The 24,514-nt window shown below is 63.5% G+C and carries 25 protein-coding genes; 19 read left to right on the top strand and 6 right to left on the bottom strand.

What is annotated here, in order from left to right; all coding sequences use genetic code 11:
* Positions 1–48 precede the first annotated feature (48 nt).
* Complete coding sequence (locus ASD31_RS22145; protein WP_056339210.1) at positions 49–369, top strand: hypothetical protein; 321 nt, start codon at positions 49–51, stop codon at positions 367–369.
* 39 nt (positions 370–408) lie between these two features.
* Entirely contained in the window at positions 409–585 is a 177-nt protein-coding gene (locus ASD31_RS25630; RefSeq protein ID WP_082520665.1) for a Flp family type IVb pilin, read from the top strand.
* Between the two features lie 10 nt (positions 586–595).
* Here the strand turns inward: ASD31_RS25630 and ASD31_RS22140 are convergent, their stop codons facing one another.
* Complete coding sequence (locus tag ASD31_RS22140; RefSeq protein WP_056339208.1) at positions 596–1,489, bottom strand: methyltransferase domain-containing protein; 894 nt, start codon at positions 1,487–1,489, stop codon at positions 596–598.
* Between the two features lie 57 nt (positions 1,490–1,546).
* Here ASD31_RS22140 and ASD31_RS22135 point away from each other — a divergent pair, with 57 nt between their 5' ends.
* From ASD31_RS22135 to ASD31_RS22105, 7 genes are all read left to right on the top strand, one after another.
* Entirely contained in the window at positions 1,547–2,323 is a 777-nt protein-coding gene (locus ASD31_RS22135; RefSeq protein WP_056339206.1) for a ComF family protein, read from the top strand.
* Positions 2,324–2,390: 67 nt separating this feature from the next.
* Positions 2,391–2,648, top strand: a complete 258-nt coding sequence (grxC, locus tag ASD31_RS22130; protein ID WP_056339204.1) for a glutaredoxin 3 — start codon at positions 2,391–2,393, stop codon at positions 2,646–2,648.
* A gap of 13 nt (positions 2,649–2,661) precedes the next feature.
* A complete protein-coding gene (locus ASD31_RS22125) occupies positions 2,662–3,519 on the top strand; it encodes a carbon-nitrogen hydrolase family protein (protein WP_056339202.1) in 858 nt (285 codons plus the stop codon).
* Positions 3,516–3,944 carry a DUF1178 family protein gene (locus ASD31_RS22120; RefSeq protein WP_056339200.1) on the top strand — a complete coding sequence of 143 codons (429 nt, stop codon included), beginning with the start codon at positions 3,516–3,518 and terminating at the stop codon, positions 3,942–3,944. Before ASD31_RS22125 ends, ASD31_RS22120 begins: the two co-directional genes overlap by 4 nt.
* A gap of 33 nt (positions 3,945–3,977) precedes the next feature.
* The gene (locus ASD31_RS22115) at positions 3,978–4,562 is read left to right on the top strand and encodes a DUF3291 domain-containing protein (protein ID WP_056339198.1); all 585 of its coding nucleotides are present in this window, start codon (positions 3,978–3,980) and stop codon (positions 4,560–4,562) included.
* Between the two features lie 130 nt (positions 4,563–4,692).
* The gene (locus ASD31_RS22110) at positions 4,693–4,974 is read left to right on the top strand and encodes a type II toxin-antitoxin system ParD family antitoxin (RefSeq protein WP_056339196.1); all 282 of its coding nucleotides are present in this window, start codon (positions 4,693–4,695) and stop codon (positions 4,972–4,974) included.
* Positions 4,964–5,278 carry a type II toxin-antitoxin system RelE/ParE family toxin gene (locus ASD31_RS22105; RefSeq protein ID WP_056339194.1) on the top strand — a complete coding sequence of 105 codons (315 nt, stop codon included), beginning with the start codon at positions 4,964–4,966 and terminating at the stop codon, positions 5,276–5,278. Before ASD31_RS22110 ends, ASD31_RS22105 begins: the two co-directional genes overlap by 11 nt.
* Positions 5,279–5,740: 462 nt before the next feature.
* On the opposite strand, the gene ubiG is transcribed toward ASD31_RS22105, so the two are convergent.
* The 4 genes from ubiG to ASD31_RS22085 all read right to left on the bottom strand — a co-directional run bounded on the left by ubiG (position 5,741) and on the right by ASD31_RS22085 (position 9,109).
* Entirely contained in the window at positions 5,741–6,499 is a 759-nt protein-coding gene (gene ubiG / locus ASD31_RS22100; RefSeq protein WP_056339192.1) for a bifunctional 2-polyprenyl-6-hydroxyphenol methylase/3-demethylubiquinol 3-O-methyltransferase UbiG, read from the bottom strand.
* Positions 6,500–6,549: 50 nt separating this feature from the next.
* Positions 6,550–6,936 (bottom strand): hypothetical protein, encoded by a 387-nt coding sequence (locus tag ASD31_RS22095; RefSeq protein WP_056339190.1) that lies wholly within the window; start codon positions 6,934–6,936, stop codon positions 6,550–6,552.
* A gap of 542 nt (positions 6,937–7,478) precedes the next feature.
* On the bottom strand, positions 7,479–8,249 hold the full coding sequence (locus ASD31_RS22090) for an SDR family oxidoreductase (RefSeq protein ID WP_056339188.1): 771 nt from the start codon (positions 8,247–8,249) through the stop codon (positions 7,479–7,481).
* 200 nt (positions 8,250–8,449) lie between these two features.
* Positions 8,450–9,109: a glutathione S-transferase family protein gene (locus tag ASD31_RS22085; RefSeq protein ID WP_056339186.1), complete on the bottom strand. Its 660-nt coding sequence runs from the start codon at positions 9,107–9,109 to the stop codon at positions 8,450–8,452.
* Positions 9,110–9,185: 76 nt separating this feature from the next.
* On the opposite strand from ASD31_RS22085, the gene ASD31_RS22080 reads away from it, so the two are divergent.
* The 10 genes from ASD31_RS22080 to ASD31_RS22035 all read left to right on the top strand — a co-directional run bounded on the left by ASD31_RS22080 (position 9,186) and on the right by ASD31_RS22035 (position 21,978).
* Positions 9,186–9,695: a winged helix-turn-helix transcriptional regulator gene (locus ASD31_RS22080; RefSeq protein WP_056339455.1), complete on the top strand. Its 510-nt coding sequence runs from the start codon at positions 9,186–9,188 to the stop codon at positions 9,693–9,695.
* 277 nt (positions 9,696–9,972) lie between these two features.
* On the top strand, positions 9,973–11,226 hold the full coding sequence (locus ASD31_RS22075) for an aspartate kinase (RefSeq protein ID WP_056339184.1): 1,254 nt from the start codon (positions 9,973–9,975) through the stop codon (positions 11,224–11,226).
* Positions 11,227–11,315: 89 nt separating this feature from the next.
* Complete coding sequence (gene ptsP / locus ASD31_RS22070; RefSeq protein ID WP_056339182.1) at positions 11,316–13,583, top strand: phosphoenolpyruvate--protein phosphotransferase; 2,268 nt, start codon at positions 11,316–11,318, stop codon at positions 13,581–13,583.
* Positions 13,584–13,777: 194 nt separating this feature from the next.
* Positions 13,778–14,191: an endonuclease domain-containing protein gene (locus tag ASD31_RS22065; protein WP_056339179.1), complete on the top strand. Its 414-nt coding sequence runs from the start codon at positions 13,778–13,780 to the stop codon at positions 14,189–14,191.
* Between the two features lie 32 nt (positions 14,192–14,223).
* Positions 14,224–15,306 (top strand): peptide chain release factor 1, encoded by a 1,083-nt coding sequence (prfA, locus tag ASD31_RS22060; protein ID WP_156392771.1) that lies wholly within the window; start codon positions 14,224–14,226, stop codon positions 15,304–15,306.
* On the top strand, positions 15,303–16,187 hold the full coding sequence (prmC, locus tag ASD31_RS22055) for a peptide chain release factor N(5)-glutamine methyltransferase (RefSeq protein ID WP_056339176.1): 885 nt from the start codon (positions 15,303–15,305) through the stop codon (positions 16,185–16,187). The genes prfA and prmC overlap by 4 nt, the downstream gene beginning before the upstream one ends.
* A 316-nt stretch (positions 16,188–16,503) precedes the next feature.
* Positions 16,504–17,379, top strand: coding sequence for a DUF4167 domain-containing protein (locus tag ASD31_RS22050; protein WP_056339174.1), 876 nt, complete (start codon positions 16,504–16,506; stop codon positions 17,377–17,379).
* Positions 17,380–17,715: 336 nt separating this feature from the next.
* Complete coding sequence (gene clpB, locus ASD31_RS22045) at positions 17,716–20,322, top strand: ATP-dependent chaperone ClpB (RefSeq protein ID WP_056339171.1); 2,607 nt, start codon at positions 17,716–17,718, stop codon at positions 20,320–20,322.
* Positions 20,323–20,388: 66 nt separating this feature from the next.
* Entirely contained in the window at positions 20,389–21,027 is a 639-nt protein-coding gene (locus tag ASD31_RS22040) for a glutathione S-transferase family protein (protein ID WP_056339170.1), read from the top strand.
* Positions 21,028–21,036: 9 nt separating this feature from the next.
* Positions 21,037–21,978, top strand: a complete 942-nt coding sequence (locus ASD31_RS22035; RefSeq protein WP_056339169.1) for a S66 peptidase family protein — start codon at positions 21,037–21,039, stop codon at positions 21,976–21,978.
* Positions 21,979–21,987: 9 nt separating this feature from the next.
* Here the strand turns inward: ASD31_RS22035 and ASD31_RS22030 are convergent, their stop codons facing one another.
* The gene (locus tag ASD31_RS22030) at positions 21,988–23,958 is read right to left on the bottom strand and encodes a M23 family metallopeptidase (protein WP_056339167.1); all 1,971 of its coding nucleotides are present in this window, start codon (positions 23,956–23,958) and stop codon (positions 21,988–21,990) included.
* Between the last annotated feature and the right edge of the window lie 556 nt (positions 23,959–24,514).

The following is a 24,514-nucleotide window of genomic DNA, read 5'->3' as shown; positions in this document are numbered from 1 at the left end:
GGAGGGAGCCGTCTTCGGGAACGTGTCGGATTTTGCGAGAGGCAGACAATGGTTGACGACGACTTCTGGAGAACTGTTCAGGATAAGGAGCTGGCAACGAGCCAGAGCCGGCGGACGGGCGTTCTCAATCTGTCGCTGCTGTTCGGTACCGCCGTTATCGCGCTGACCCTCATCCTGACGCCGATGCTGGCCTCCAAGTCCGATACCAAGATTCTGGCCAATACGCCCATCGACTACGACAATATCTCGACCGGATCGATCCCGAGCGGCACGTCCTCCAAGCGCTATACGGTGCGCCGCAGCGTGCTGCAGGAAATGCCGGGCGCCGTCTGCATTATCGACGGGAACGGAAGCAAGAGCGGCTGCTGAGATTGCCTGGAACGGGCAGGGGCCGACGGAGTGGAGCTTATGAAGACAGTAGTGGATTTCATCAAGAACCGGTCCGGTGCCACGGCGATCGAATATGGATTGATCGCCAGTCTCATTGCCGTTTCGCTGATCATCGGTCTCGGCGGATTTGCCGATTCGCTCCTGTCTGTTTTCAACGAGATCGCCGATGCGATGGAGGGCGCCGGCGCTCCCTGAGCGTCGCCGCCTATTCCCCATCCTTGATCGGCTGTTCGCTCGTCTTCAGCGCATCCGACAGCCTTTGTTTCGCCGAGCCGGGTTTGAGCGGTTTCTGCTGGCTTTCGTGCGGCGCCCAGCCGGAAATATAGATCACCGAAAAGGTCGCGCGGATGCGTCCGTCCGGATCGGCGAAGCGCTCGGCGTAAATTTCCGCGGCGCGCAGGAAAAAACCGCGGGTGAGCGGCTTTCGGCTGCGGGCGACCAGCGGATTGGTCATGCCCATCGCGCGCAAATCCTTGAGCAGGGCAAACAGCGAGGCATAGCGCACCGTATAGGTTTCGGTGTCGGCAACCGGAAGCGCGAAGCCGGCGCGCTGCAGGAGGGCGCCGACCTCGCGGACATCGGCAAAAGGCACGACGCGCGGGCTGGCGCCGCCGGTCAGCTCGCTTTCGGTGGCGAGAAGCACCTCGCGCAATTCCTGCAATGTGCCCGAGCCGGGAATGGCGGCGATGAACAGGCCGTCCGGCTTCAGCGCCCGACGCACCTGGATGAACACGCCCGGCGTGTCGTTGGTGAGGTGCAGCGACAGCGGCGAGACGACGAGATTGACCGAGCCGGGCGCCACCGGCACGTTTTCCAGCGAGGCGACGGTGACGGGGGCGGCCTCTTTTCCGGCAAAGGCCGCATCGGTCTCGACGCGCAGCATGTCCGAGACCTTGCCGGTTTCGGCTATGAATTCCGCCGTCAGGCCGGTATAGCCGTGCAGTTCGACCGCCCTGTCGAAATGGCGCTCGACGACGCTCAGGCGCTCGGCCAGTTCGCGGCCGGCGATCTCCAGGAGAAACTGCGCCTTCGGGTCGCCATTGCGCAATGCCCGCCTGCGGCGGGTCTCGACGAGCGTCTGGTCGAAAACGATGTCCATGGCGGACCTCCAAGAATCTGATCGCAATGAAACCCGGGCGGCGGTAAAGTCAACCTCATGTGGGGGCAAGAGGCGGAAAATAGAAGCGGACGGCTGGCCGACGGCCTGCGCGGACTGATGGCGGCGGCGGTCGATGCCGTCTATCCGCCGGTCTGCGCAGGCTGCGGGCGCATGGTGGGCGTCCACCGGGGTGTGTGCCCCGCCTGCTGGGCGAACCTCAGGCTGATCGAGAGGCCCTATTGCGAGGTGCTCGGCGTGCCATTCTCGCACGATCTCGGACAGGGCATTCTTTCGGCGGACGTCATCGCCCATCCGCCGGTGTTCGAGCGGTTGCGCTCCGTTGCCCTCCATGACGGCATCGCCAAGGCGCTGGTGCATGGGCTGAAATATCGCGACCGCACCGATCTCGCCGCGATGATGGCGGCCTGGATGGTGCGGGCCGGCGAGGGGGCGGTGGAGGCGAGCGACGCGGTCCTTGCCGTACCGCTGCATGCCTTCCGGCTCTGGGGCCGCCGGTTCAACCAGTCGGCCGAACTCGCCCGGGCGATCGCCCGCCTTTCGGACCGGCCCTTTCTGGCCACCGCGCTGGTCCGCTCCCGGCGCACGGCCCGGCAGGTGGGGCTGGGGGCGACGGCCCGCGAGGACAATGTGCGCGGCGCCTTTTCGGTGACCGAGGCTGGCCGGGCGATGCTGTTCGGCAAGCGGGTCGTACTGGTCGACGACGTCTATACGACGGGCGCGACGGTCTCTTCGGCAACGCGGGCGCTGAAGAAGGCCGGGGTCGCCGATGTCACTGTTTTGACCTTTGCAAGAGCCCTGGCCGGCCCTATATGACAGGGCATGAGCCGGCCCATGCGCCATCATACGGGCCGGCATAGAATGGGCAGAGGAGCAGGCATACATGGCTTCGGTCGTCATCTATACGCGTCAGTTCTGCGGCTATTGTTCCGCGGCGAAGAAACTTCTGGAAAGCAAGGGCGTGGCCTTCGAGGAGCATGATGCCACCCAGGCGCCGGAGGTTCGCCAGCAGATGATAGAGCGGTCGAACGGCGGCAGGACCTTCCCGCAGATCTTCATCAACGATATCCATGTCGGCGGCTGCGACGACCTGCATGCGCTCGATCGCACCGGCAAGCTGGACGAGATGCTCGCCGCATAAGGAGACCGACCTGATGATTTTCAAGGCAGCTGCCATCCAGATGTGTTCGGGCATCGATCCGGCCGGGAATGCCGAAAGCATGGCACGGCTGGTGCGCGAGGCGGCCGCCCATGGCGCCGTCTATGTGCAGACGCCGGAAATGACCGGGTCGCTCAACCGCGACCGAGCGTCGATGCGCGCCAATCTGCGTGGCGAAGAGGACGACCTGATCGTGGAGGCGGCCCGCGGGCTTGCCGGCGAACTCGGCATCCATCTTCATGTCGGCTCCACCGCGATCGGCCTGGCGGAGGGCAAGATCGCCAATCGCGGTTTTCTCTTCGGCCCGGATGGCGAAAAGATCTGCCATTACGACAAGATCCACATGTTCGACGTCGATCTCGACAATGGCGAGAGCTGGCGGGAAAGTGCCGCCTATACGCCGGGGGCGACGGCGCGCCTCATCAACCTGCCCTTTGCCCGGCTCGGCACGGCCATCTGCTACGATGTGCGCTTTCCCGAACTGTTTCGCGCCCAGGCGGCAGCGGGTGCCGAGGTCATGTCGGTGCCGGCCGCCTTTACCCGCCAGACGGGCGAGGCCCATTGGGAAATTCTGCTTCGGGCCCGCGCCATCGAGAACGGGTTGTTCGTCATCGCCGCCGCCCAGGCAGGGCTGCACGAGGATGGCCGCGAAACCTTCGGCCATTCGATGATCGTCGATCCCTGGGGCAAGGTTCTCGCCGCAGCGGGCGGCAGCGGCGAGGGCGTGGTGCTCGCCGATATCGATATCGACGCGGTCCGGGCGGCGCGCGGCAAGATCCCCAACCTCAAGAATGCGCGGCCGTTTACGATCGAGGAGGTCGGCAAACCTGGTCGCGGGGACGTGGCGGCGTGATCAAATACACGCTTTCCTGCGATGGCGGACATTCCTTTGAAGGCTGGTTCTCCTCGAGCGCCGATTTTGACCGGCAGGCGGAGCGCGGCCTCGTGTCCTGTCCCGCCTGCGGCTCCGTCGCGATCGGCAAGGAACTGATGGCACCGTCGGTTTCGACAGCACGCCGCAAGGACGAGGCCAAGGTGTTGACAATGGACAAGGCGCGCCGCGAGGCTGTCGCCAAGATCCGCGAACTGGTGACCAATATCCGCGAGAATTCAGAGGATGTCGGCACGAAATTCCCCGAGGAAGCCCGCAAGATCCATTATGGTGAAGCCGAGCAGCGCGGCCTGATCGGCCAGGCGACCATGGAGGAGGCGCGGGCGCTGATCGACGAGGGGATCGAGGTGGCAGCCTTGCCGGTGTTGCCGGACGATGCCAATTGACGGGCGCCGTAAACTGATGGATGCCGCCCGCTAATGGATGCTGAGGCCCATCATCTGGCGATTTATAATTTCGGCCTGCATATCGGGCCGGAGGGCGATCCCCGGATCGAGGGCTTTGTCCTGCGCGAGCCGACCAATTTCGAAGCGGCGGCCCGCTCCCACGGTTTCGTGGCCCGCTCGGGCTATCGCGGCGTGCCGGGGCCGCGCAGCTGGGGGCGTCAGGTTTTTCCACGGTTCATCGAAGGCAGCGGCGAGACGAGCGGACCGTCGCAGCTTTCGCTGTGGACCGATATGGAATCGCTCATGGCGTTTTCCTATGGCGGCGTCCATGCCGATGCGCTGAAACATGCCCGCAACTGGAATGTCAGGCAAAGCTGGCCGCCGCTGGTGCTCTGGTGGGTGCGGGCGGGGCATATTCCCGACTGGGAGGAGGCGGCGAGCCGGCTGGAATATCTGCACGACCACGGCGCCACCGCGCATGCCTTCACCTTCAAAGAACCCTTCACCGCAAGCGGCGAAGCCTGTGCAATCGACCGCGAACGGGTCCGCACGATCACAAAGGACAATGCGGCGAGGCAGGGCGAACTGCTGGAGCATGTCCTTTCGCTGAAAGTGTAGCATCGGGGCGAGCGGCGGGGATGATGGGCGAGGGGCCTGTGCCGCAAATCCGGCCCGCGTTCCGGCTGACGCACCCGCTTGGCCGATATCGGCATTGGTGGTAATATTTCCTACCTATCGGAGGTTCCTGATGCCCAATGTCGAGAAAATGAGCGTGGCGCTGACGGCGCAGCAGGCGGACATGCTGCGCGATGCGGTCGAAACGGGCGCCTATGCGACGACGAGCGAGGTCGTTCGCGAGGCGGTGCGGGACTGGTCGGTCAAGTGGGCGGCCCGCCAGGCCGAGACGGACCGCTTGCGCGCGCTCTGGGACGAGGGCAAGGCAAGTGGCAAGCCCGTGCCGGCCGACTTCGGCAAATTGCAGGAAGAAGCCCGCCAGGCACTCCAGGCCGCGCAAAAGCATGGGCGCTGACCTCGTCTGGTCGCAAAAGGCGCAGGCCGATATCCGCGATATCTATGTTGAGATCGGACTGGAGCAACCAGACGCGGCCGAACGGTTTTTCCAGCGGTTCCAGCATAAGGCCAGTCTCCTGATCGATCAGCCTCGTCTCGGCCCGCGCCATCCGGAGATCGCCGCGGCGGCGCGCATGCTCGTCGAGCCGCCCTTCATCATCCTCTACGAAACAAAGCCCGATACGGACGATGGTCCTGTTCATACGGTCGAGATCGTGCGGGTGGTGGACGGCCGGCGCGATCTCGCACGCCTCTTTCGCTAGCGGTTCGCCGGGGACGTCGCGGCATCATCACCTTCAAAGAACCCTTCACCGCAAGCGGTGAAGCCTTCGCAATCGACCGCGAACGGGTCCGCGCGATCGCAAAGGACAATGCGGCGAGGCAGGGCGAACTGCTGGAGCATGTCCTTTCGCTGAAAGTGTAGCATCGGGGCGAGCGGCGGGGATGATTTTTGGGTAGTGGACGCGGGGATTGCCGCTACCAGTCATTCTCAAGGCGTGTTTTGAGAGACCCGCTCTCCTCCGTCTTTTCCTGTGCTTGTCACAGGAATCCAGTCACCACGCGTCGGCGCCGTGGGAAACTTTGATTGTCTGTTGCAAGTGTTTTCTCGCCGCGCAGACGCGCGGCGGCTGGATCCCGGCACATGGCCGGGATGACGGTGGAGGGGGGCCGGGATGACGGTGGAGGGCAACTGACCTTTGCGTCAGGCAAGGGCGCCGGCGCGTTTAGGCCGGGCGGCTGGCGGCGAGCATGTAGTTGACGTCCATGTCCTTCGACAGGTTCCACTGGTTCGACAGCGGATTGAAGAAGACGCCGGTGCGGTCGGTGACGGTCATGCCGCTTGCCGTGATCGGCTTTTCCAGCTCTTCGGGGCGGACCAGCTTTTCATATTGATGGGTGCCGCGCGGCAGCCAGCGCAGAATGTTTTCGGCGGCGAAGATGGCGAGCGCGGCAGCCTTCATCGTGCGGTTGATGGTGGCGACGAACATCAGGCCGCCGGGGCGCACCATCGAGGCGCAGGTGCTCATGAAGAAATCGACATCGGCCACATGCTCGACCACTTCCATGTTGAGGACGACATCGAAGGTCTCGCCGGCTTCTGCCAGCGATTCGGCGGTCACGGCGCGGTAATCGACCGCGACGCCGCTGCCGGCCGCATGGGTCCTGGCGATCATGATGTTCTTTTCCGAGGCATCGGCGCCCACGACATCGGCGCCCATGCGGGCCATCGGTTCCGACAGAAGCCCGCCGCCGCAGCCGATATCGAGGATGCGCAGGCCTTTCAGCGGTTGCGGCGCCTTGGCGTCGCGGCCGAAATTGTCGGCGATACGATCGCGCAGATAGGTGAGGCGGACCGGATTGAACTTGTGCAGCGGCCGGAACTTGCCCTTCGGGTCCCACCATTCGGCGGCCATGGCGGAGAAGCGATCGACTTCCGCCTGGTCGATGGTGCTGCGGGTCTCGGTACGGGCCGGATCGCTCATGATGGAACTCCTTGGACAGGCCTTTGAAGTCGGACGATCAGGCCCGAAAGTCAAGGGTCGGCAGTGTCGCGTCCTGGCTGGCGGCCTTCAACGCGGCGGTCATATTTCTGAAGACGCCCCTTCGGATGCTTGATCAGATAGTCCAGCAGGCAATCCTTATCCTTCTCGAAAAGCCGGAAGAATTCTTCCGACGCATTGGCGATGCAGGCCGGCAGTTTGGCGCAGGCGTGACCGGACAGGCCGATTTCCCGCTGGGCGCGGATCTTGCGGTTCTGGTGCGCCGAGACGAGCATCGGGCCAGTGCAGGCGCGATCGCGGCGGCATTTGCGGAGCCTGCAGTACGTCCAGACGACAGAGTAAGTCATGACGCTGCGGCTCTGCTGCTCGTGATCGACGGAAAGGCGTTTTTCGTAATTGCTGAAATCCCGTTTCGGCATGGCGTGCTCCAATTTCCTGATGGCGGCCGTCTACGTTCACGCGGCGGAATCCGCCCGCGGCATGACTGTGTCTTGATCCCTTTGCGCTACAAGCGGCTGGCGGGATCGGCCGGGGCACATCGGGTGCCTCGGTAAGTTTAAAACAAGTGACACGCGATGCGCCCCGTTTCGGTGTTTTTTACCTGCGACTTCGGTCCTTCTGCGGGGATGGCGGCGCCTTTTTCTGGCACAGGGCGACGCTCGCCGCGACCGGATCGCTCCGGCCGCGCGGCGCCACGAAAGATATGTCTTTCGACACACCAGTCGCCGCTCCTCTTGTGTGCCTCACAGGCACGCCCCGCCCTGTTTCAGGCGAGAGGAAAACCATTTTCCGCAGGCCCCCGCGGCCGCGCCTGCGTTTCAAACACAGACCGTGGGCACCGGCCCCGCCTCGCCGGCAACGCTTTCCGGTGTATCCGATGGCGGGACGAGAAGAGTTTAGGCATGGGAAAGGCATGCGGGGATGAACGGGGACGATTTTTATTTCGTCGCCCGCGGATCCGTCAGCCGCGGCTGATCGAAACACCGCCATCGACCAGCATGGCGGTGCCGGTCATGAAGCTCGACGCATCCGAGGCAAGATGGAGCACGGACCGTGCAATTTCCTCGGGTCTCGCCATGCGCTTCAAGGCGTGCAGGCCTTCGACGAAGGCAAGCACCTCGGGCCCGGCGCCGGGTGCATTGGTGACGCTGGCGGGCGTGTCCGTTCCGCCCGGCAGGATGGCGTTGACGCGAATGCGGCTCATGCCAAGCTCGGCGGCGAGCACCTGGGTCAGGCCGACCAGTCCCGCCTTGGCGGCGGCATAGGCGCTCATGCCCGGCATACCGGCGGAATAGCCGACGAAGGTGGAGGTGAAGATCAGCGAGCCGCCGCCGCGCGCAACCATGGCAGGAACCTGGTATCTGGCGCCGAGGAAAGCGCTGGTGAGGTTGGTGTCGATCGTTTCGCGCCAGCCGGCGGGGGTAAGGTCGACGATCGGGGCCATCTCGCCGGTGCTGCCGGCATTGTTGAAAGCGATATCGAGGCCGCCGAAACGATCGACGGCCGTTGCCACCAGGCTTTTGGCATGGGCCTCGTCGCGGACATCGCCATCGACGGCGACGGCGGTGCCGCCTTCGGCCTCGATCTCCGCCACGAGGCTGTCGAGTTCGGCGCGCCTGCGGCCCGAGAGGACGACGCGGGCGCCTTCCGCGGCAAAGAGCCTTGCCGTTGCGCGGCCGATGCCGGAGCTGGCGCCGGTGACGATGGCGACCTTGTTGTGAAGTACGGACATGGATTGGTTCTCCCTTGTTGACGGAGGCTCAATCGCAGCCGGATGGGTTTGTCGCCACCCGTTTCCTGTGGAACGGTTGAAGGTGTTTACCGTGCGCGCCCCTCATCCGCCCTTACTTGTATGGAAAGATGGGCGGGCACCTTCTCCCCGCCAGCGGGGAGAAGGGACGCGCGGCGGACTCCGCCACCAGCCAAAAAACATCAATCGCGGTCGGGGGCGCCGAGGGGGAAGAAATGGCGGTAGGGGCGGGCCTCATCGACGGCGCGGGCGAAGGAAGGGCGGGCGAGCAGGCGGGCGCGGTAGGCGCGGACATTCGCGAATGTCTCCGGGATCGGGTGGACCCAGTCGGCATAGAAAAGCGAGGGGGCGGCGGCGCAATCGGCGAGGCTGAAACGGTCGCCAGCCGCCCATTCCGTTTTGGCCATGGCATCGTCGAGAAATCCATAGGCCATGTCGAGCATCGTCCTTGCCTCGTCGACGCCATGGGGATCGCGGCTTTCCTCCGGGCGGATCTGGTTGAAGACGACTTTCTGCATCGGCGTCATCACGTAATTGTCGAAAAAGCGATCCATGAACCGGGTCTTCAGGGCGGATTTCCGATCGGACGGGATGAGGTGGACCGGGCCGGGATAGTGAAGCATCAGATATTCGATGATGATGGTCGTCTCCATCACCGTCTCGTCGCCATCCTTCAAGAGCGGCATGCGCTTCATCGGCCAGAGGGCTGCCCATTCGGCCTCGACCTCCGGCGCATCCTGCGAGAGTATCCGGAATTCGAAGGGTGTGTCGTTTTCATAGAGGGCGACGAGCACCTTCTGGCAATAGGAAGAGAAGGGATGGGCAAAGAGCTGAGGCTTCATGGCTGGGCTCCAAACTGATCTTGATTTGCAACTGGTTGCTTTTTAACCAAACCGATCCTACATCGCAAGCGGTATGATGAAACAGGCACAAGACGAACATAGATCGGGTTGCCCGATCAACCTGACACTGGAAATGCTCGGCGACCGCTGGAGCCTGATCGTCATTCGCGACATCATGTTCGGCCGGCGGCGGCATTTTCGCGAACTCTTGACGCAGTCGGAGGAAGGGATCGCCTCCAATGTGCTGGCCGACCGGCTGAAGTGGCTGGTGACGGGTGGGCTTTTGTCGCGCCGCGACGATCCGAGCCACCGGCAGAAGGCGATCTACAGCCTGACCGAGCCGTCGATCCAACTGGTGCCGCTTCTGGCGCAAATGGGCGCCTGGGGGCGGCGGCACGCACCGGCCTCGCGCGAGCTCTCGATCCGCGCCGAACTGCTGGAGGAGGGCGGGCCGCCGATGTGGCGGGATTTCATGGAGGAACTGCGCAGCCTGCATCTTGGCACGCCGTCGCCGGGACGCTCGGTGCTTGCGGAATTGCAGGCGGCCTATCTGGCGGTGGTGGCGCGCGATTCCGAAGGGGACTGAGCGGCGAGCAGGCGGACGCAAAAGGATAGGCCCCGGAACGCGTTGCTATGGCCCGGCTGTCGAAAGCCAGGGATTGACGACCGTCAGGCCGGCGGCGGTAAACGGGGCGGTGTCGCGCGTCGCTACCATGAAGCCGGCGAGGGTGCCGACCCCTCACATTGCGTGCATTGAATTCGCCGGGCTTCCATTGCACGGCGCTTTCAATTTCGCTAAGAGACCGCCAACTTCCAAGGAACAGGCGCGGGCGTCCGCGCGGCATTTCGACCGGTAGGGGCATATGGCACGCATTGTGATGAAATTCGGCGGGACGTCCGTCGCGGATATGGATCGCATCAGGAATGTGGCCCGCCATGTGAAACGTGAAGTCGATGCCGGCCATGAGGTGGCCGTGGTCGTCTCGGCCATGTCGGGAAAGACCAATGAACTGGTGGGCTGGACGCGCGATGCCTCGCCGATGCACGATGCCCGCGAATATGACGCGGTGGTCGCTTCCGGCGAACAGGTGACGTCAGGCCTTCTCGCCCTGGCTCTGCAGCATATCGGCATCAATGCGCGCTCCTGGCAGGGTTGGCAGATCCCGATCCACACCGACAATGCCCATGGGGCGGCGCGGATTCTTGAAATCGACGGCACGGAGCTGATCCGCCGCTTCGGCGAAGGCCAGGTCGCAGTTGTCGCCGGCTTCCAGGGGCTCGGGCCTGACAACCGGATCGCCACGCTCGGGCGCGGTGGGTCGGATACGTCAGCGGTGGCGATCGCGGCCGCGGTCAAGGCCGACCGCTGCGATATCTATACCGATGTCGACGGCGTCTACACGACCGATCCGCGCATCGAGCCGAAGGCCAAGCGGCTGAAGAAGATCGCCTTCGAGGAAATGCTCGAAATGGCCTCCCTCGGTGCCAAGGTGCTGCAGGTGCGCTCGGTCGAGCTTGCCATGGTATTCAAGGTGCGCACCTTCGTGCGTTCCAGTTTCGTAGACCCCGACGCGCCGGGCATGGGCGATTTCGACAATCCGCCCGGTACGCTGATTTGTGATGAGGATGAGATCGTGGAACAGGAAGTCGTCACCGGCATCGCCTATGCCAAGGATGAAGCGCAGATTTCGCTGCGGCGGCTGGCCGACCGGCCCGGCGTCTCGGCCGCGATCTTCGGTCCGCTGGCGGAATCCCATATCAATGTCGACATGATCGTCCAGAATATTTCCGAGGACGGCTCGACCACCGACATGACCTTCACGGTGCCTTCGGGCGACGTCGAGAAGGCGCTTTCCGTCCTCAACCAGTCCAAGGACAAGATCGGCTTCGACGTCATCCAGAACGAATCAGGCCTGGTAAAGGTCTCGGTCATCGGCATCGGCATGCGCAGCCATGCGGGCGTTGCGGCCTCCGCCTTCCGCGCGCTTGCCGAAAAGGGCATCAACATCAAGGCGATCACCACCTCGGAAATCAAGATTTCGATCCTGATCGACGGTGCCTATGCCGAATTGGCGGTTCGCACTTTGCATTCCGTCTACGGTCTGGATAAGAGTTAGGAAAGCGGCGCGATCGACGCCCGGCGCGACGCGATGCCGGTGGATTTGCCGACTGCATTTGTTGACCTACAGAGAGGAGACGTTGCGCGATGAGAGACCTTTCCGCGGGTCCACGCGTCCTTCTCAGGCGGTTGCGCGAACTGATGGCGGAACCGCTCGAGCCGCAGGACCGGCTTGACCGGATCGTCCGCCAGATCGCCCAGAACATGGTCGCGGAAGTGTGCTCGGTCTATGTGCTGCGCTCCGACGGCGTGCTCGAACTCTATGCCACCGAAGGCCTGAACAAGGACGCGGTCCATCTGGCGCAATTGCAGATGGGTCAGGGTCTCGTCGGCACCATCGCCGCCTCGGCGCGGCCGCTCAATCTCTCCGACGCGCAGGCGCATCCCGCCTTCACCTATCTGCCGGAAACCGGCGAGGAGGTCTATCACTCCTTCCTCGGCGTGCCGATCCTGCGCACCGGCCGTTCGCTCGGCGTTCTTGTCGTGCAGAACAAGGCGAGCCGCACCTATCGCGACGACGAGGTCGAGGCGATGGAGACGACGGCCATGGTGCTGGCCGAAATGGTGGCGACCGGCGAGCTGAAGAAGATCACCCGGCCGGGCCTCGAGCTCGACCTTTCGCGGCCGGTGACGATCGACGGCAACAGTTTCGGCGAGGGCATCGGGCTTGGTTATGTGGTGCTGCACGAGCCGCGCATCGTCGTCACCAATCTGCTCAACGACGATACCGATTATGAACTCGGGCGGCTTGCAGAGGCGCTGGGCTCGTTGCGCCTCTCCATCGACGACATGCTGTCGCGCCGCGATGTTTCCATGGAGGGCGAGCACCGGGCGGTGCTGGAAGCCTACCGGATGTTCGCACACGACCGCGGCTGGGTGCGGAAGCTCGAAGAGGCGATCCGCAACGGATTGACGGCGGAAGCGGCGGTCGAGCGGGTGCAGAGCGAGACCAAGGCGCGGATGATCCGGATGACGGATCCCTATCTGCGCGAGCGCATGCACGATTTCGACGATCTGGCCAACCGGCTGCTGCGGCAGCTGACCGGCTATGGGGTCAAGCTTTCGGCCAGCGATTTCCCGCCTGACGCGATCGTCGTGGCGCGCGCCATGGGGGCAGCCGAACTGCTCGACTATCCGCGCGAGAATGTGCGCGGTCTGGTGCTGGAGGACGGCGCCGTCACCAGCCATGTGGTGATCGTGGCGCGCGCCATGGGCATTCCGGTGGTGGGGCAGGCGGCCGGCGTTGTGGCGCTGGCGGAAAACCGCGATGCGATCATCGTCGATGGTGACGACGCCAGGGTGCATCTGCGGCCGATGGCCGACCTGCAGCGGGCCTATGAGGAAAAGGTGCGGCTGCGGGCGCGCCGGCAGGAGCAGTTCAAGGCGCTGCGCGGCATTGAGCCCCTGACCCGGGACGGCAAGCGCATCACCCTGCAGATGAATGCGGGGCTTCTGGTGGACCTGCCGCAGCTTTCCGAATCGGGCGCCGAGGGCATCGGTCTTTTCCGCACCGAACTGCAGTTCATGATCGCCTCGACGATGCCGCGCATGGAGGAGCAGGAAGCCTTCTACCGCAATGTAATGAAGCAGGCCGGCGGCAAGCCGGTGACCTTCCGCACGCTCGATATCGGCGGCGACAAGGTGGTGCCCTATTTCCGCGCCACGGAGGAGGAGAACCCGGCGCTCGGCTGGCGGGCGATCCGCCTGTCGCTCGACCGGCCCGGCCTGTTGCGCACCCAGATGCGGGCCATGCTGCGCGCCTCGGCCGGCCAGGAACTGCGCATGATGCTGCCGATGGTGACCGAGGTGGCGGAACTGCGCGCGGTGCGCGACCTGCTGCAGAAGGAAATCCAGAGGCAGTCGAAGATCGGCGAGCAATTGCCGCGCAAGCTGCAGTTCGGCGCCATGCTCGAGGTTCCGGCGCTCCTGTGGCAGCTCGACGAACTGATGCAGGAGGTTGATTTCGTCTCGGTCGGCTCCAACGACCTGTTCCAGTTCTCGATGGCGGTGGACCGCGGCAATGCGCGGGTCTCCGACCGTTTCGACGTGCTCGGCCGGCCGTTCCTACGCATCCTGCGCGATATTGCACGGGCGGGCCTACGCAACCAGACATCGGTGACGCTGTGCGGGGAGATGGCGAGCAAGCCGCTTTCGGCCATGGCGCTGCTGGCGCTCGGCTACCGCTCGGTCTCGATGTCGCCGACGGCGGTCGGCCCGGTCAAGGCCATGCTGCTGGCGCTCGACGTCGACAAGCTCTCGGCCAGGTTGAACGCGGCGCTCGACGACCACAAGGACCAGATACCGCTGCGGGATTTGCTGGTGGACTTTGCGCGGGACGAGGGGGTTCCGGTTTAGCTGATGAGATTGCGATAGCCCCTCATCCGCCCTGTCGGGCACCTTCTCCCCGCTTGCGGGGAGAAGGAATGTTGCGGTGAGTTTTTCCTGTCCCATTCGCCAAGAGATGTCAGTGGGCATAGAGGTGCTGCAAATTCAGTCGTCCCCTCTCCCCGCAAGCGGGGAGAGGGCTAGGGTGAGGGGCGGTTGCGGGAATGAGGGGACCGGACAAAGGTAGAACCCGACGCGCCCGCAATTTACGGAAGGTGGAGAACGATGCGGAAGAGGCGCTCTGGTTCGAGCTTCGGGGGCGCCGCCTCAACGGCTTCAAATTCGTTCGACAATTGCCGATCGGGCCGTATTTCGCGGATTTCGTATGCAGGCAAGCCAGTCTTGTTATCGAGGTCGATGGCAGCCAGCACGCAAATAGTCGCCATGATATGCGGCGAGATGCCTATATGGTTGCAAACGGCTGGAATATTGCCCGTTTCTGGAATGGATGTGTTCTTCAGGAACGAGCCCGGGTATTGGAGACAATCGTAGAGATTGTTGAAAACCGGCTCATAGATGAGGTCAGATCGACAGACCTCACCTTTATTCCCGCTCAGAAGTCACGTGAGGACCGATGAGCGAACCAAAAATTGCGCTGTGGAGTTTCGAATTGCCAACACTACCTGTTGAAAAAATGCGCGAGCTGGAGCAGCGGTTTTCGGAGATCGAGGCGCGAATGGCCGAGGGGCCGGCGGCGGATGTTTATGTGAAGCTGGCGTCGGAATATTCCGAACTGCAGCCGGTGGTGACGAAGATCCGCGAATATCAGAAGGCGACGGCGGAGCTTGCCGATATCGACCAGATGCTCGGTGCCCGCGACATCGACCGGGAGATGCGCGATCTCGCGGAAATGGAGAAGCCGGAGATCGAGGCGCGGATCGAGGCGCTGGAACAGGACATGCAGATCCTGCTGCTGCCGAAGGACGCCGCCGACGAGAAGAGCGCGATCCTCGAAATCCGGGCCGGCACCGGCGGCTCCGAGGCGGCGCTGTTTGCCGGCGACCTGTTTCGCATGTACGAGCGCTATGCATCCGACAAGGGCTGGAAGGTCGAGGTGCTTTCGGCCAGCGAAGGTGACGCCGGCGGCTACAAGGAAATCATCGCCACAGTGACCGGGCGCGGGGTGTTTTCCAAGCTGAAATTCGAATCCGGCGTGCACCGGGTGCAGCGCGTGCCCGATACGGAAACGCAGGGCCGCATCCACACTTCGGCGGCGACGGTGGCGGTGCTGCCGGAGGCCGAGGATATCGACATCGAGATCCGCAACGAGGATATCCGCATCGATACGATGCGTTCATCGGGTGCCGGCGGCCAGCACGTCAACACGACGGACTCGGCGGTGCGCATCACGCATCTGCCGTCGGGGATCGTCGTCACTTCGTCGGAAAAATCGCAGCACCAGAACCGCGCCAAGGCGATGCAGGTGCTGCGCTCGCGGCTCTACGACATGGAGCGGCAGAAGGCCGACAGCGAGCGCTCGGCCTCGCGCAAGAGCCAGGTCGGCTCGGGCGATCGCTCGGAGCGCATCCGCACCTATAATTTCCCGCAGGGGCGCGTCACCGATCACCGGATCAACCTGACGCTCTACAAGATCGACCGGATGATGATGGGCGAGATCGACGAGGTAGTGGATGCGCTGCTGGCCGATTACCAGGCCGACCAGCTGGCGCAACTGAGCGAGACCAGGGGATGAGCGATACGCTCGACAGCTTGCTTGCCGAGGCGAGGGCGCGGTTTCTGGCGGCGCATATCGGCGAGGCGGCGCTCGATGCGCGGGTGCTGATCGGCGGCCTGCTCGATCTGCCGGCGGTAAAATTGATGACGCACGGCAGCGATCCGGTTTCGGCGGAGGATGCTGCCCGCATCCGGGCCGCGATCACACGGCGGGCGGCGCATGAGCCGGTGCACCGGATTCTCGGGTGGCGTGAATTCTACGGGCTGACGCTTGCCATGTCCAAGGACACGCTGGAGCCGCGACCGGATTCGGAGATGATCGTCGATGGGCTCGTGCCTTTCGCGCAGGACATGGTAGCCGCGAAGGGCAGCTGCCGGATGCTCGATCTTGGAACCGGTACCGGCGCGATCTGCCTGGCGCTTCTGAGCGCGGTGGCCGGTGCAAGCGGCGTCGGCTCGGACATTGCCGCAGGCGCGGTGGAAACGGCAAGGGAAAACGCGGCGCGCAACGGTCTCGAAAATCGGTTCACGGGCGTTGAAAGCGACTGGTTTGCCGCGATCGAGGGCAGCTTCGACATAATCGTGTCAAATCCGCCCTATATAAGGACGGATGTGGTGGCATCGCTCGCGCCCGAAGTGCGCGACCATGATCCGGATGTGGCGCTCGATGGCGGCGCCGATGGGCTGGATGCCTACCGCATTATTGCAGCACAGGCACGACGCCATCTGAACGCAGACGGCATCGTCGGCGTCGAAATCGGCTATGACCAGATGCAGGCGGTCTCAGCGCTGTTTGAAGAGATGGGTTTCCTCGCCTTCGAGCAGGTCCGCGATCTCGGTGGAAACGACCGGGCCATCCTGTTCAGGCCGCAGGGTTCGGCGGATCGGACCTCCGGATAAGGCCGCGGTCTTTTTTGCACGCATGAAGAAAAGGCTTGGAATCACAGAGGAAGCGGGCTAGGTTGCCGCTCACGCACTGGGCAGAGGTCACAGACCAGAGATTCGTTCCGGTCAGACCTAGCCGCAGGAATTGCTCTCACAAAAGAGTTGCTAAGGTTCGACAGTGCCTGGTGCGGGTACCTGTTAATTTGACTTTAACCAGCGACGGTTCCGTCAAGAGACGGTTGGGTCGCGGCGCGTGTCTGCTTGATCCGGAACCCCGACAAGCCGCGAAGCCACATATCATCAATATCAAGAGAATCCAGGTGAGTGAACGATGAGGCCAGGACAGCAAAACAAGCGCGGCCGTGGGCGTAACAACAATAACAGCAGCAGCAATAACAGCGGCGGCGGCAACAATAACCGCAAGGGTTCCAACCCGCTGACGCGGACCTATGACAGTTCCGGGCCGGATGTGAAGATCCGCGGTACCGCCCAGCATATCGCCGAGAAATATTCCACGCTCGCTCGTGACGCGCAAAGCTCCGGCGACCGGGTGATCGCGGAAAACTATCTTCAGCACGCCGAACATTACAACCGCATCATCGCAACCGCCCAGGCGCAGATGCAGGAGCGCTTCCAGCGCGACGACTATAATGATCGCAACGACTATAACGACCGCGACGGCAACGAGCGCGACGACGATATGGACGGTGGCGACGGCGACGACAATTCGGGCAACCAGAACACTGGCAGCCAGAACAACGGCAACCAGAACAATGGTGGGCAGGACCAGCAGGCTGGGGAAGAGCGCCACCACCAGCAGGCCGAGCGCCAGCAGCGCCAGGCCGAGCAGCAGGACCGCTCGCAGCGCCAGCCGGACCAGGAACGCCCGCCGCGGCCCGACCGCCAGCGCCAGAACGACCGCCCGCGCCCGCCGCGCCCCGAGCAGGCCCAGCCGCGTGCCGAACAGGCCCAGTCCGCGGTCGACGGGTCCGGTCCGCAGCCGGTGATCGAAGGCACGCCCGCCGAGGTTTCGCTGGAAGAGGAAGCGCCCACAGGCCGGGCACCGACGCGCCGCCGCAGCGCGCCCCGTCCGCGCCGCCAGCCGCGCCGTGGTGAAGCCGGTGGCGATGAGGCCGGCGCAGATGCCGAGGCCGGCGGCGAAAAGGGCGGCGACAAGCCGGCCCTGGCCGAGGCGGCAGGCGAATAAGATGTCGCGGTTGCCGTCCGGCTCCGCTTGAAAATGAAGACCCGGTTCGCATTTGCGGCCGGGTTTTTTCATGGGTCGAAGAGGTTAGGGAGACTGACCTTCCTGACTGCTTCAAGCGCGGAAGACAGCGCTTAACGGGCATGCTCCACGCTCACGCCAAAATCGCCGGCCGGAGCATATCGTGCTCTTTAATTTCCGGAATTCACACCCATATTTTACGTCAGCGGCCGGTTCTGCGCAGTGCAGCCGGCTTCAACGGGCTTGCCTTTTCAGGGAGCCTGATCCCAACCATCGGCAGTGCCAGGACAAGGGCTGACCGATTACCGGAGGTAGACGATGAATATCGAGAAATATTCCGAGCGGGTGCGCGGTTTCCTGCAGTCGGCGCAGACCTATGCGCTGGCCGAGGGCCATCCCCAGTGGACGCCCGAACATATCCTCAAAGTGCTGCTCGACGACGACCAGGGCATGGCCGCCTCGCTGATCGAGCGGGCCGGCGGCGACGCCAAGGCCGCCCGGATCGGCAATGAGGCGGCGCTCAAGAAGCTGCCGAAGGTTTCCGGCGGCAACGGTTCGCTGTCGCTGGCACAGCCGCTGGCGCGCGTGTTTTCCACGGCCGAGGATGCCGCCAAGAAGGCCGGCGACAGTTTCGTCACCGTCGAGCGCCTGTTGCAGGCATTGATCATCGAGACCTCGGCGGCCACGTCCGGCATTCTTTCCAAGGCCGGCCTGACCGCAGCTAAGCTCAACCAGGCGATCAACGACCTGCGCAAGGGCCGCACCGCCGACGGCGCCAATGCCGAGGCCGGCTTCGATGCGCTGAAGAAATATGCCCGTGACCTGACGGCCGATGCCCGGGACGGCAAGCTCGACCCGGTGATCGGCCGCGACGACGAAATCCGCCGCACCATCCAGGTCCTGTCGCGCCGCACCAAGAATAATCCGGTGCTGATCGGCGAGCCCGGCGTCGGCAAGACGGCGATCGCCGAAGGTTTGGCTCTGCGCATCATCAACGGCGACGTGCCGGAAAGCCTCAAGGACAAGAAGCTGATGGCGCTCGACATGGGTGCCTTGATCGCGGGTGCGAAATATCGCGGCGAATTCGAGGAGCGGCTGAAGGCCATTCTCTCCGAAGTTCAGGCGGAAGCCGGCGAAATCATCCTGTTCATCGACGAGATGCACACGCTGGTGGGTGCCGGCAAGGCGGACGGGGCGATGGATGCCTCCAACCTCCTGAAGCCGGCGCTTGCCCGTGGCGAACTGCACTGCGTCGGCGCCACCACGCTCGACGAATACCGCAAGCATGTGGAAAAGGACGCAGCCCTTGCCCGCCGTTTCCAGCCGGTGATGGTCAACGAGCCGACGGTCGAGGACACGATCTCGATCCTGCGCGGCCTGAAGGAGAAATACGAACAGCACCACAAGGTGCGGATCTCCGATTCCGCACTGGTGGCGGCGGCGACGCTCTCCAACCGCTATATCACCGACCGCTTCCTGCCGGACAAGGCGATTGACCTGATGGACGAGGCCGCGTCGCGGCTCCGGATGCAGGTGGATTCCAAGCCCGAGGAACTGGACGAGCTCGACCGGCGCATCATCCAGCTGAAGATCGAGCGCGAGGCCCTGAAGAAGGAGACCGACAGCGCCTCGAAGGACCGGCTGGAGAAGCTGGAGATCGACCTGACCGGGCTCGAGGAAGAGGCCGATGCGCTGACGGCGCGCTGGCAGGCGGAAAAGTCCAAGCTCGGCCTTGCCGCCGACCTCAAGCGGCAGCTCGACGAAGCCCGCAACGAACTGGCCATCGCCCAGCGCAAGGGGGAGTTCCAGAGGGCCGGCGAGCTTGCCTATGGGGTGATCCCGAAGCTGGAAAAGGAGCTGGAGGCCTCCGAAAGCCAGGATTCCTCGGCGCTCGACCCGATGGTGCAGGAGGTCGTCACCCCGGACAATATCGCCCATGTGGTTTCCCGCTGGACCGGTATTCCGGTCGAGAAGATGCTGGAAGGCCAGCGCGACAAGCTGCTTCGGATGGAAGACGAACTGTCTCAATGGGTGGTTGGCCAGGGTGACGCGGTCCAGGCCGTGTCGCGTGCCGTGCGCCGCTCGCGGGCGGGCCTGCAGGATCCGAACCGGCCGATCGGCTCGTTCATCTTCCTTGGTCCCACCGGCGTCGGCAAGACGGAACTGACCAAGGCGCTCGCACGCTTCCTGTTCGATGACGACACCGCGTTGGTGCGCATGGATATGTCGGAATATATGGAGAAACACTCTGTTGCCCGGCTGATCGGCGCGCCTCCCGGCTATGTCGGCTACGAGGAAGGCGGGGCGCTGACGGAAGCGGTGCGGCGCAAGCCTTATCAGGTCGTGCTGTTCGACGAGATCGAAAAGGCGCATCCGGACGTGTTCAACGTGCTCCTGCAGGTACTCGACGACGGCCGGCTGACCGATGGTCAGGGCCGCACCGTCGATTTCCGCAACACGATGATCATCATGACCTCCAATCTTGGTGCGGAATATCTGGTCGGGCTTGGCGAGAACGATGACAGCGACATGGTGCGCGACCAGGTGATGGAAGTGGTGCGCGGGCATTTCCGCCCCGAATTCCTCAACCGGGTCGACGAGATCATCCTGTTCCATCGCCTCAAGCGCGGCGAAATGGGGGCGATCGTCGATATCCAGCTCTCGCGGTTGCGGCAGCTGCTGGCCGACCGCAAGATCACGCTCGAACTCGACGAGGAGGCCCGCGCCTTCCTTGCCGACAAGGGCTATGATCCGGCTTATGGCGCGCGCCCGTTGAAGCGGGCCGTGCAGAAATATGTCCAGGACCCGCTCGCCGAGCAGATCCTCCAGGGCAATTTCCCGGATGGTTCGACGATCAAGGCCTTTGCCGGCTCCGATCGGTTGAACTTCAAGCTCAGGGACGGGGCCGAGAAGGCCGCCGCCTGATCCGAGTATAGAGAAAGGGCCGTCTTCGGGCGGCCTTTTCCGTTTCAGGCCAATAAAGGAGCGGGGATGCGGAAGCCGATTTTGTACGGCGCCGATTACAGCGTCTATGTGCGCGCATCGCGGCTTGCTCTCCACGAGAAGGGCGTCGAATACGATCTGGTGCCGGTGGATGTCTTTGCCGAAGTCGGGGCGCCGCCATCCTACTTTGCCCGGCAGCCTTTCGGCCGAATTCCGGCCTTCGAGCATGATGGTTTCCAGCTCTACGAGACCGGCGCGATCACGCGTTATATCGACGAGGCGTTCGACGGGCCGAAACTCCAGCCGGTCAGTCCGCGAGCCCGGGCGCGCGTCAACCAGATGATCAGCATTGCAGACGGATATATCTATCCGACGCTCGTCTGGGGGATCTATGTCGAAGGGGTTTCCAAGCCGCAGCGTGGCGAACCGTCTGACGAGAAACGGCTGGCGGCGTCCCTTTCAAGGGCGCCGATCATCCTGAAAGCGCTCGCCGATCTGATGGGCGATGGTCCCTGGCTTGGCGGCGCGTCCTTGACGCTCGCCGATCTCCATGTGGCGCCGATGATCGATTATTTCGCCCAGGCGCCGGAAAGCCTGCCGATGCTCGACCGTCACGCCAATCTCAAGGCCTGGTGGTCGCGAACAGAGGAGCGGGCGAGCATGCGGCAGACGCAACCCGCGGGATAGGGGAGGGGCATGGATATGGCACAAGCGAGGTTCGGTCATCGGCCCGCAATGGTCATACCCAGAAAACTGAAGCCGGGCGACCGTATCCGTTTTGTCTCGCCGGCCAGCACGCCGGATCGCGACGAGATCGTTGCCCGTGTCCGCATTCTGGAAGAGCTGGGCTTTCAAGTGGATTTCGGCGCGCACGCCTTCGACCGCAACGGCTTTCTGGCGGGAACGGACGATGACCGGATCGACGACCTGAACTGTGCCTTGCGCGATCCCGCTATTCGCGCAGTCTTTGCGACGCGTGGCGGCAAGGGTGCTTACCGGATCGCCGACAGGCTCGATTTCGATGCCATATCCCGTGACCCGAAACCCCTGGTGGGTTTCAGCGACATCACCATCCTGCACCTGATGCTGTTGCGGCAATGCGGAATAGCAGGAATTCACGGCGCGCTTTTCGGCGATGACGACGGAGGTGTCGATCTTCAAAACCGGGACGCGCTTGCGCGGATGCTGGTGGAGACCGGCAATATGGTGATTGCATCGCGATCCGACGAGCCGACGGCCGGTCTGACCACCAGGGGCAGGGCGAGAGGCGTTCTTGTCGGCGGCAATCTTGATCTGATCGTCACTGCCGCAGGCTGGAGCCTGCCTGACATGACCGGAGCAATCCTTCTTCTGGAGGCAAGCGATTGCTATCCGGGGCGTGTCGACCGTGCGCTGACCATGCTGCGCAAGGCCGGTCATCTCGATGGCGCCGTGGGCGTTGCAGTCGGGCAATTCGTGATGGCTGAGCCGTCGCGTGGCCGGTTGATCATCGATATCGTGCGTGGCCATCTCGAGGCGCTGGGCGTTCCGGTGCTGGGCGGATTGCCGATTGGTCATGGAAAACATCCGGTCAGTCTGCCGATCGGGACCATGGCCGATCTCGACGCGGATTCAGGGATATTGACGACCGAATATTGAGCGGAAATTCTACTGCGCCGCCGCCATTTCGGCGCCGCCATTGTCCTTGGCCAGCAATTCGTCGATGCGCGCACGTTCTTTTTCGAACTGCGCGAGCGCTTCGCCTTCCAGCGATTTGCCGCCGGGCAGGCGGATGCGCAGCGGATCGACACGGTTGCCGTTGACGATCAGCTCGTAATGAAGATGCGGTCCCGTGGACAGGCCGGTGGTGCCGACCCAGCCGATCACCTGGCCCTGGACGACCTTGGCACCGGGCTTGACCTTCTTGGAAATGGCGCTCTGGTGGTTGTAGGAGGAGACATAGCCGTTGGCATGGCGGATCAGGGTCTGGTTGCCGTAGCCGCCGGAATCCCAGCCGGCCTTCTCGACGACACCGTTACCGGCGGCGATGATCGGCGTGCCGCGCGGTGCCGACCAGTCGACGCCGGTATGCATGCGGGAATAGCGCAGGATCGGATGGCGGCGCATGCCGAAGCCGCCACGGAACCGGCCGTTCGGCAGGGGATTGCGCAGGAGGAATTGGCGCACGCTCTTGCCCTCCGCATCGTAATAGTCGATCGATTTGTCGGATGGATCCTGGAAACGATAAAAGCGCGTCTCGGCATCTCCGAAGCGGGCATTGACATAGAGCAGTTCGCTGTCGTCGGTGGCCTTTCCGCTCTCGTCGGCAACCGAGAAGAAGGCCTCCAGCCTGTCGGAGGGTTTTAGCTGTGCCTGGAAATCGACATTGCTGGCGAGCAGCTTGATGATCTGGGCGACCATCGTCGAATTCATGCCATAGGAGAGGGCGGCGCGGTAGACGCCGTCATAGACGCGGGGCAGGTCGCGCCCAGCGGTGATGGACGGCATGCCATTGTCGTCGAAGGCGGTGGCGACGGCTGCCAATGGCGGCGGCTCGAAGGCCTTGACGAAATTGCCTCCGTCATCGAGGGCCATGGTGAAGACGTGGCTGCCGCGCGAATAGACGCTGGCGCGCACCACCTCGGCCGGCGCGTTGCGGCCCTTCTGGACGATGCCGATGCGCAGGACGTCGCCCTCCTGCAGATCGGTCACGTCGAGGGCCGGGCGCAGATAGCCGGCGAGATCCTCGGCCTGCGCCTTTTCATAGCCGGCATTGATCAACACGGTGGCGATCGGCGTCTGTCGGCGCACCGGAATGACGTCGTCGGCATATTCGGTGCTGTTCTCGGTGATGGTCTCGAAGGCCGAAACCGACATGTTCTCCTCGACCACCCGGGCGGAAAGCCCCTGGATCAGGTCGAGATCGGAGGCATCGGAGGCAAAACGGCGGGGATCGACATAGAAGAGCGAGGCGAGCTGGGTATTGCCGTCGGTCAGTACCGAACCATTGGTTCGGACATTCTCCTCCACCTCGTCCATGCTCATGGACGGCGAGAATTCCAGCGACGAGCCTTTCAGCGGAAAATCGACCGTCTTCAAGGCCACCTCGGATTCCACGTCCGAACCGTAGATCGTGCCGGTGCGGCTGACCGGCGGTGCGCCATCCTCCGCGTCATCGCTGGAAAAGATCGCCAGCGGGTCGAAGGAGGGATAGGCTTCCGCCGGCTGGTGATTGGCGGCCAGCGTCATCTTCACATGGGCGAAGGGCTGGCGGCGTACCACCTCCTTCTCGCCGTCATGGATCATCGTCGAGACTTCCATGATGGTGCGGTCCGACGGCTTGGCGACGATGCTGGGCGGCAGTATCCGGTCGCCGCGCTTGGCAGCGGCCGTCGGCTGCGAACCGCGCGCGACGGGATTGATCGCTGCATAGGCCTCGGCCGGGATGGCAAGCTGCTGGCGCCCGTCAAGGGCGGCGAAAAGCGCGACACCCATCAGAAGACTGGAGGTGATGCCTGTCAGGAAGGTGCCCGACAGCCAGCGCAGGGAAATCTCGCGCCGGTCGGGCGCCCGGCGTCCGTCGGCGGGGATCGGCGGCTCGTTGCCGAGCGTGCGCATCATCGTCTTGTCCGTGCTCATGCCGATCTAAGCGGTTCCCTGGTTCGCCGTTTCCCTTTTGAGGGCCGGCCTTCTTATCGTCTCGCTATGATGTGCGAAGCTGTGCATCTTTCGAGCCCGAGAGTCAAACAACGCTCTGATTGGGCATACCAGCCGACGCTCCTGACAGAGGAAGGATCGAAAAAGGCGAAAGCGACGCAGCCACAGAGCCGTTTAGAGGCGGCGATTGTGAAAAACATAGGGCGAAATTGTGTTTTTGCCGGCAGGACGACGGCCGGGGCAGGGGCACTGTCGTGTCAAAGCCTTGCGGCGTCGGGCTTTGTCAAAAAACTGTCATTTTTTTCAAAAATCCTGTTGACTATGAACGTCGCTCCGGCCTATAAACCGCTCACCAACGAGGGCGGCGGCGCTGCTGGCGACCGACGAACTCGCTCTGAAATTTCCTAGTGAAAGTTTAGTGCGGATTGTGGGTTTCAGGCGGGAACGCTTTTGGCTCTTGTGGGTAGGTTTTGACGGATTTGTTTTCGTCGGTTTTTTGACAATTTAATAGAGAGAAAGAGAAACGTGGGCGGCGGAT

It is taken from the genome of Rhizobium sp. Root482, assembly GCF_001426565.1.
In the GTDB taxonomy this organism is placed as follows: domain Bacteria; phylum Pseudomonadota; class Alphaproteobacteria; order Rhizobiales; family Rhizobiaceae; genus Pararhizobium.
The sequence above is the reverse complement of the archived record's forward strand: the minus strand, read 5'-3'. Positions and strand labels throughout refer to the sequence as shown.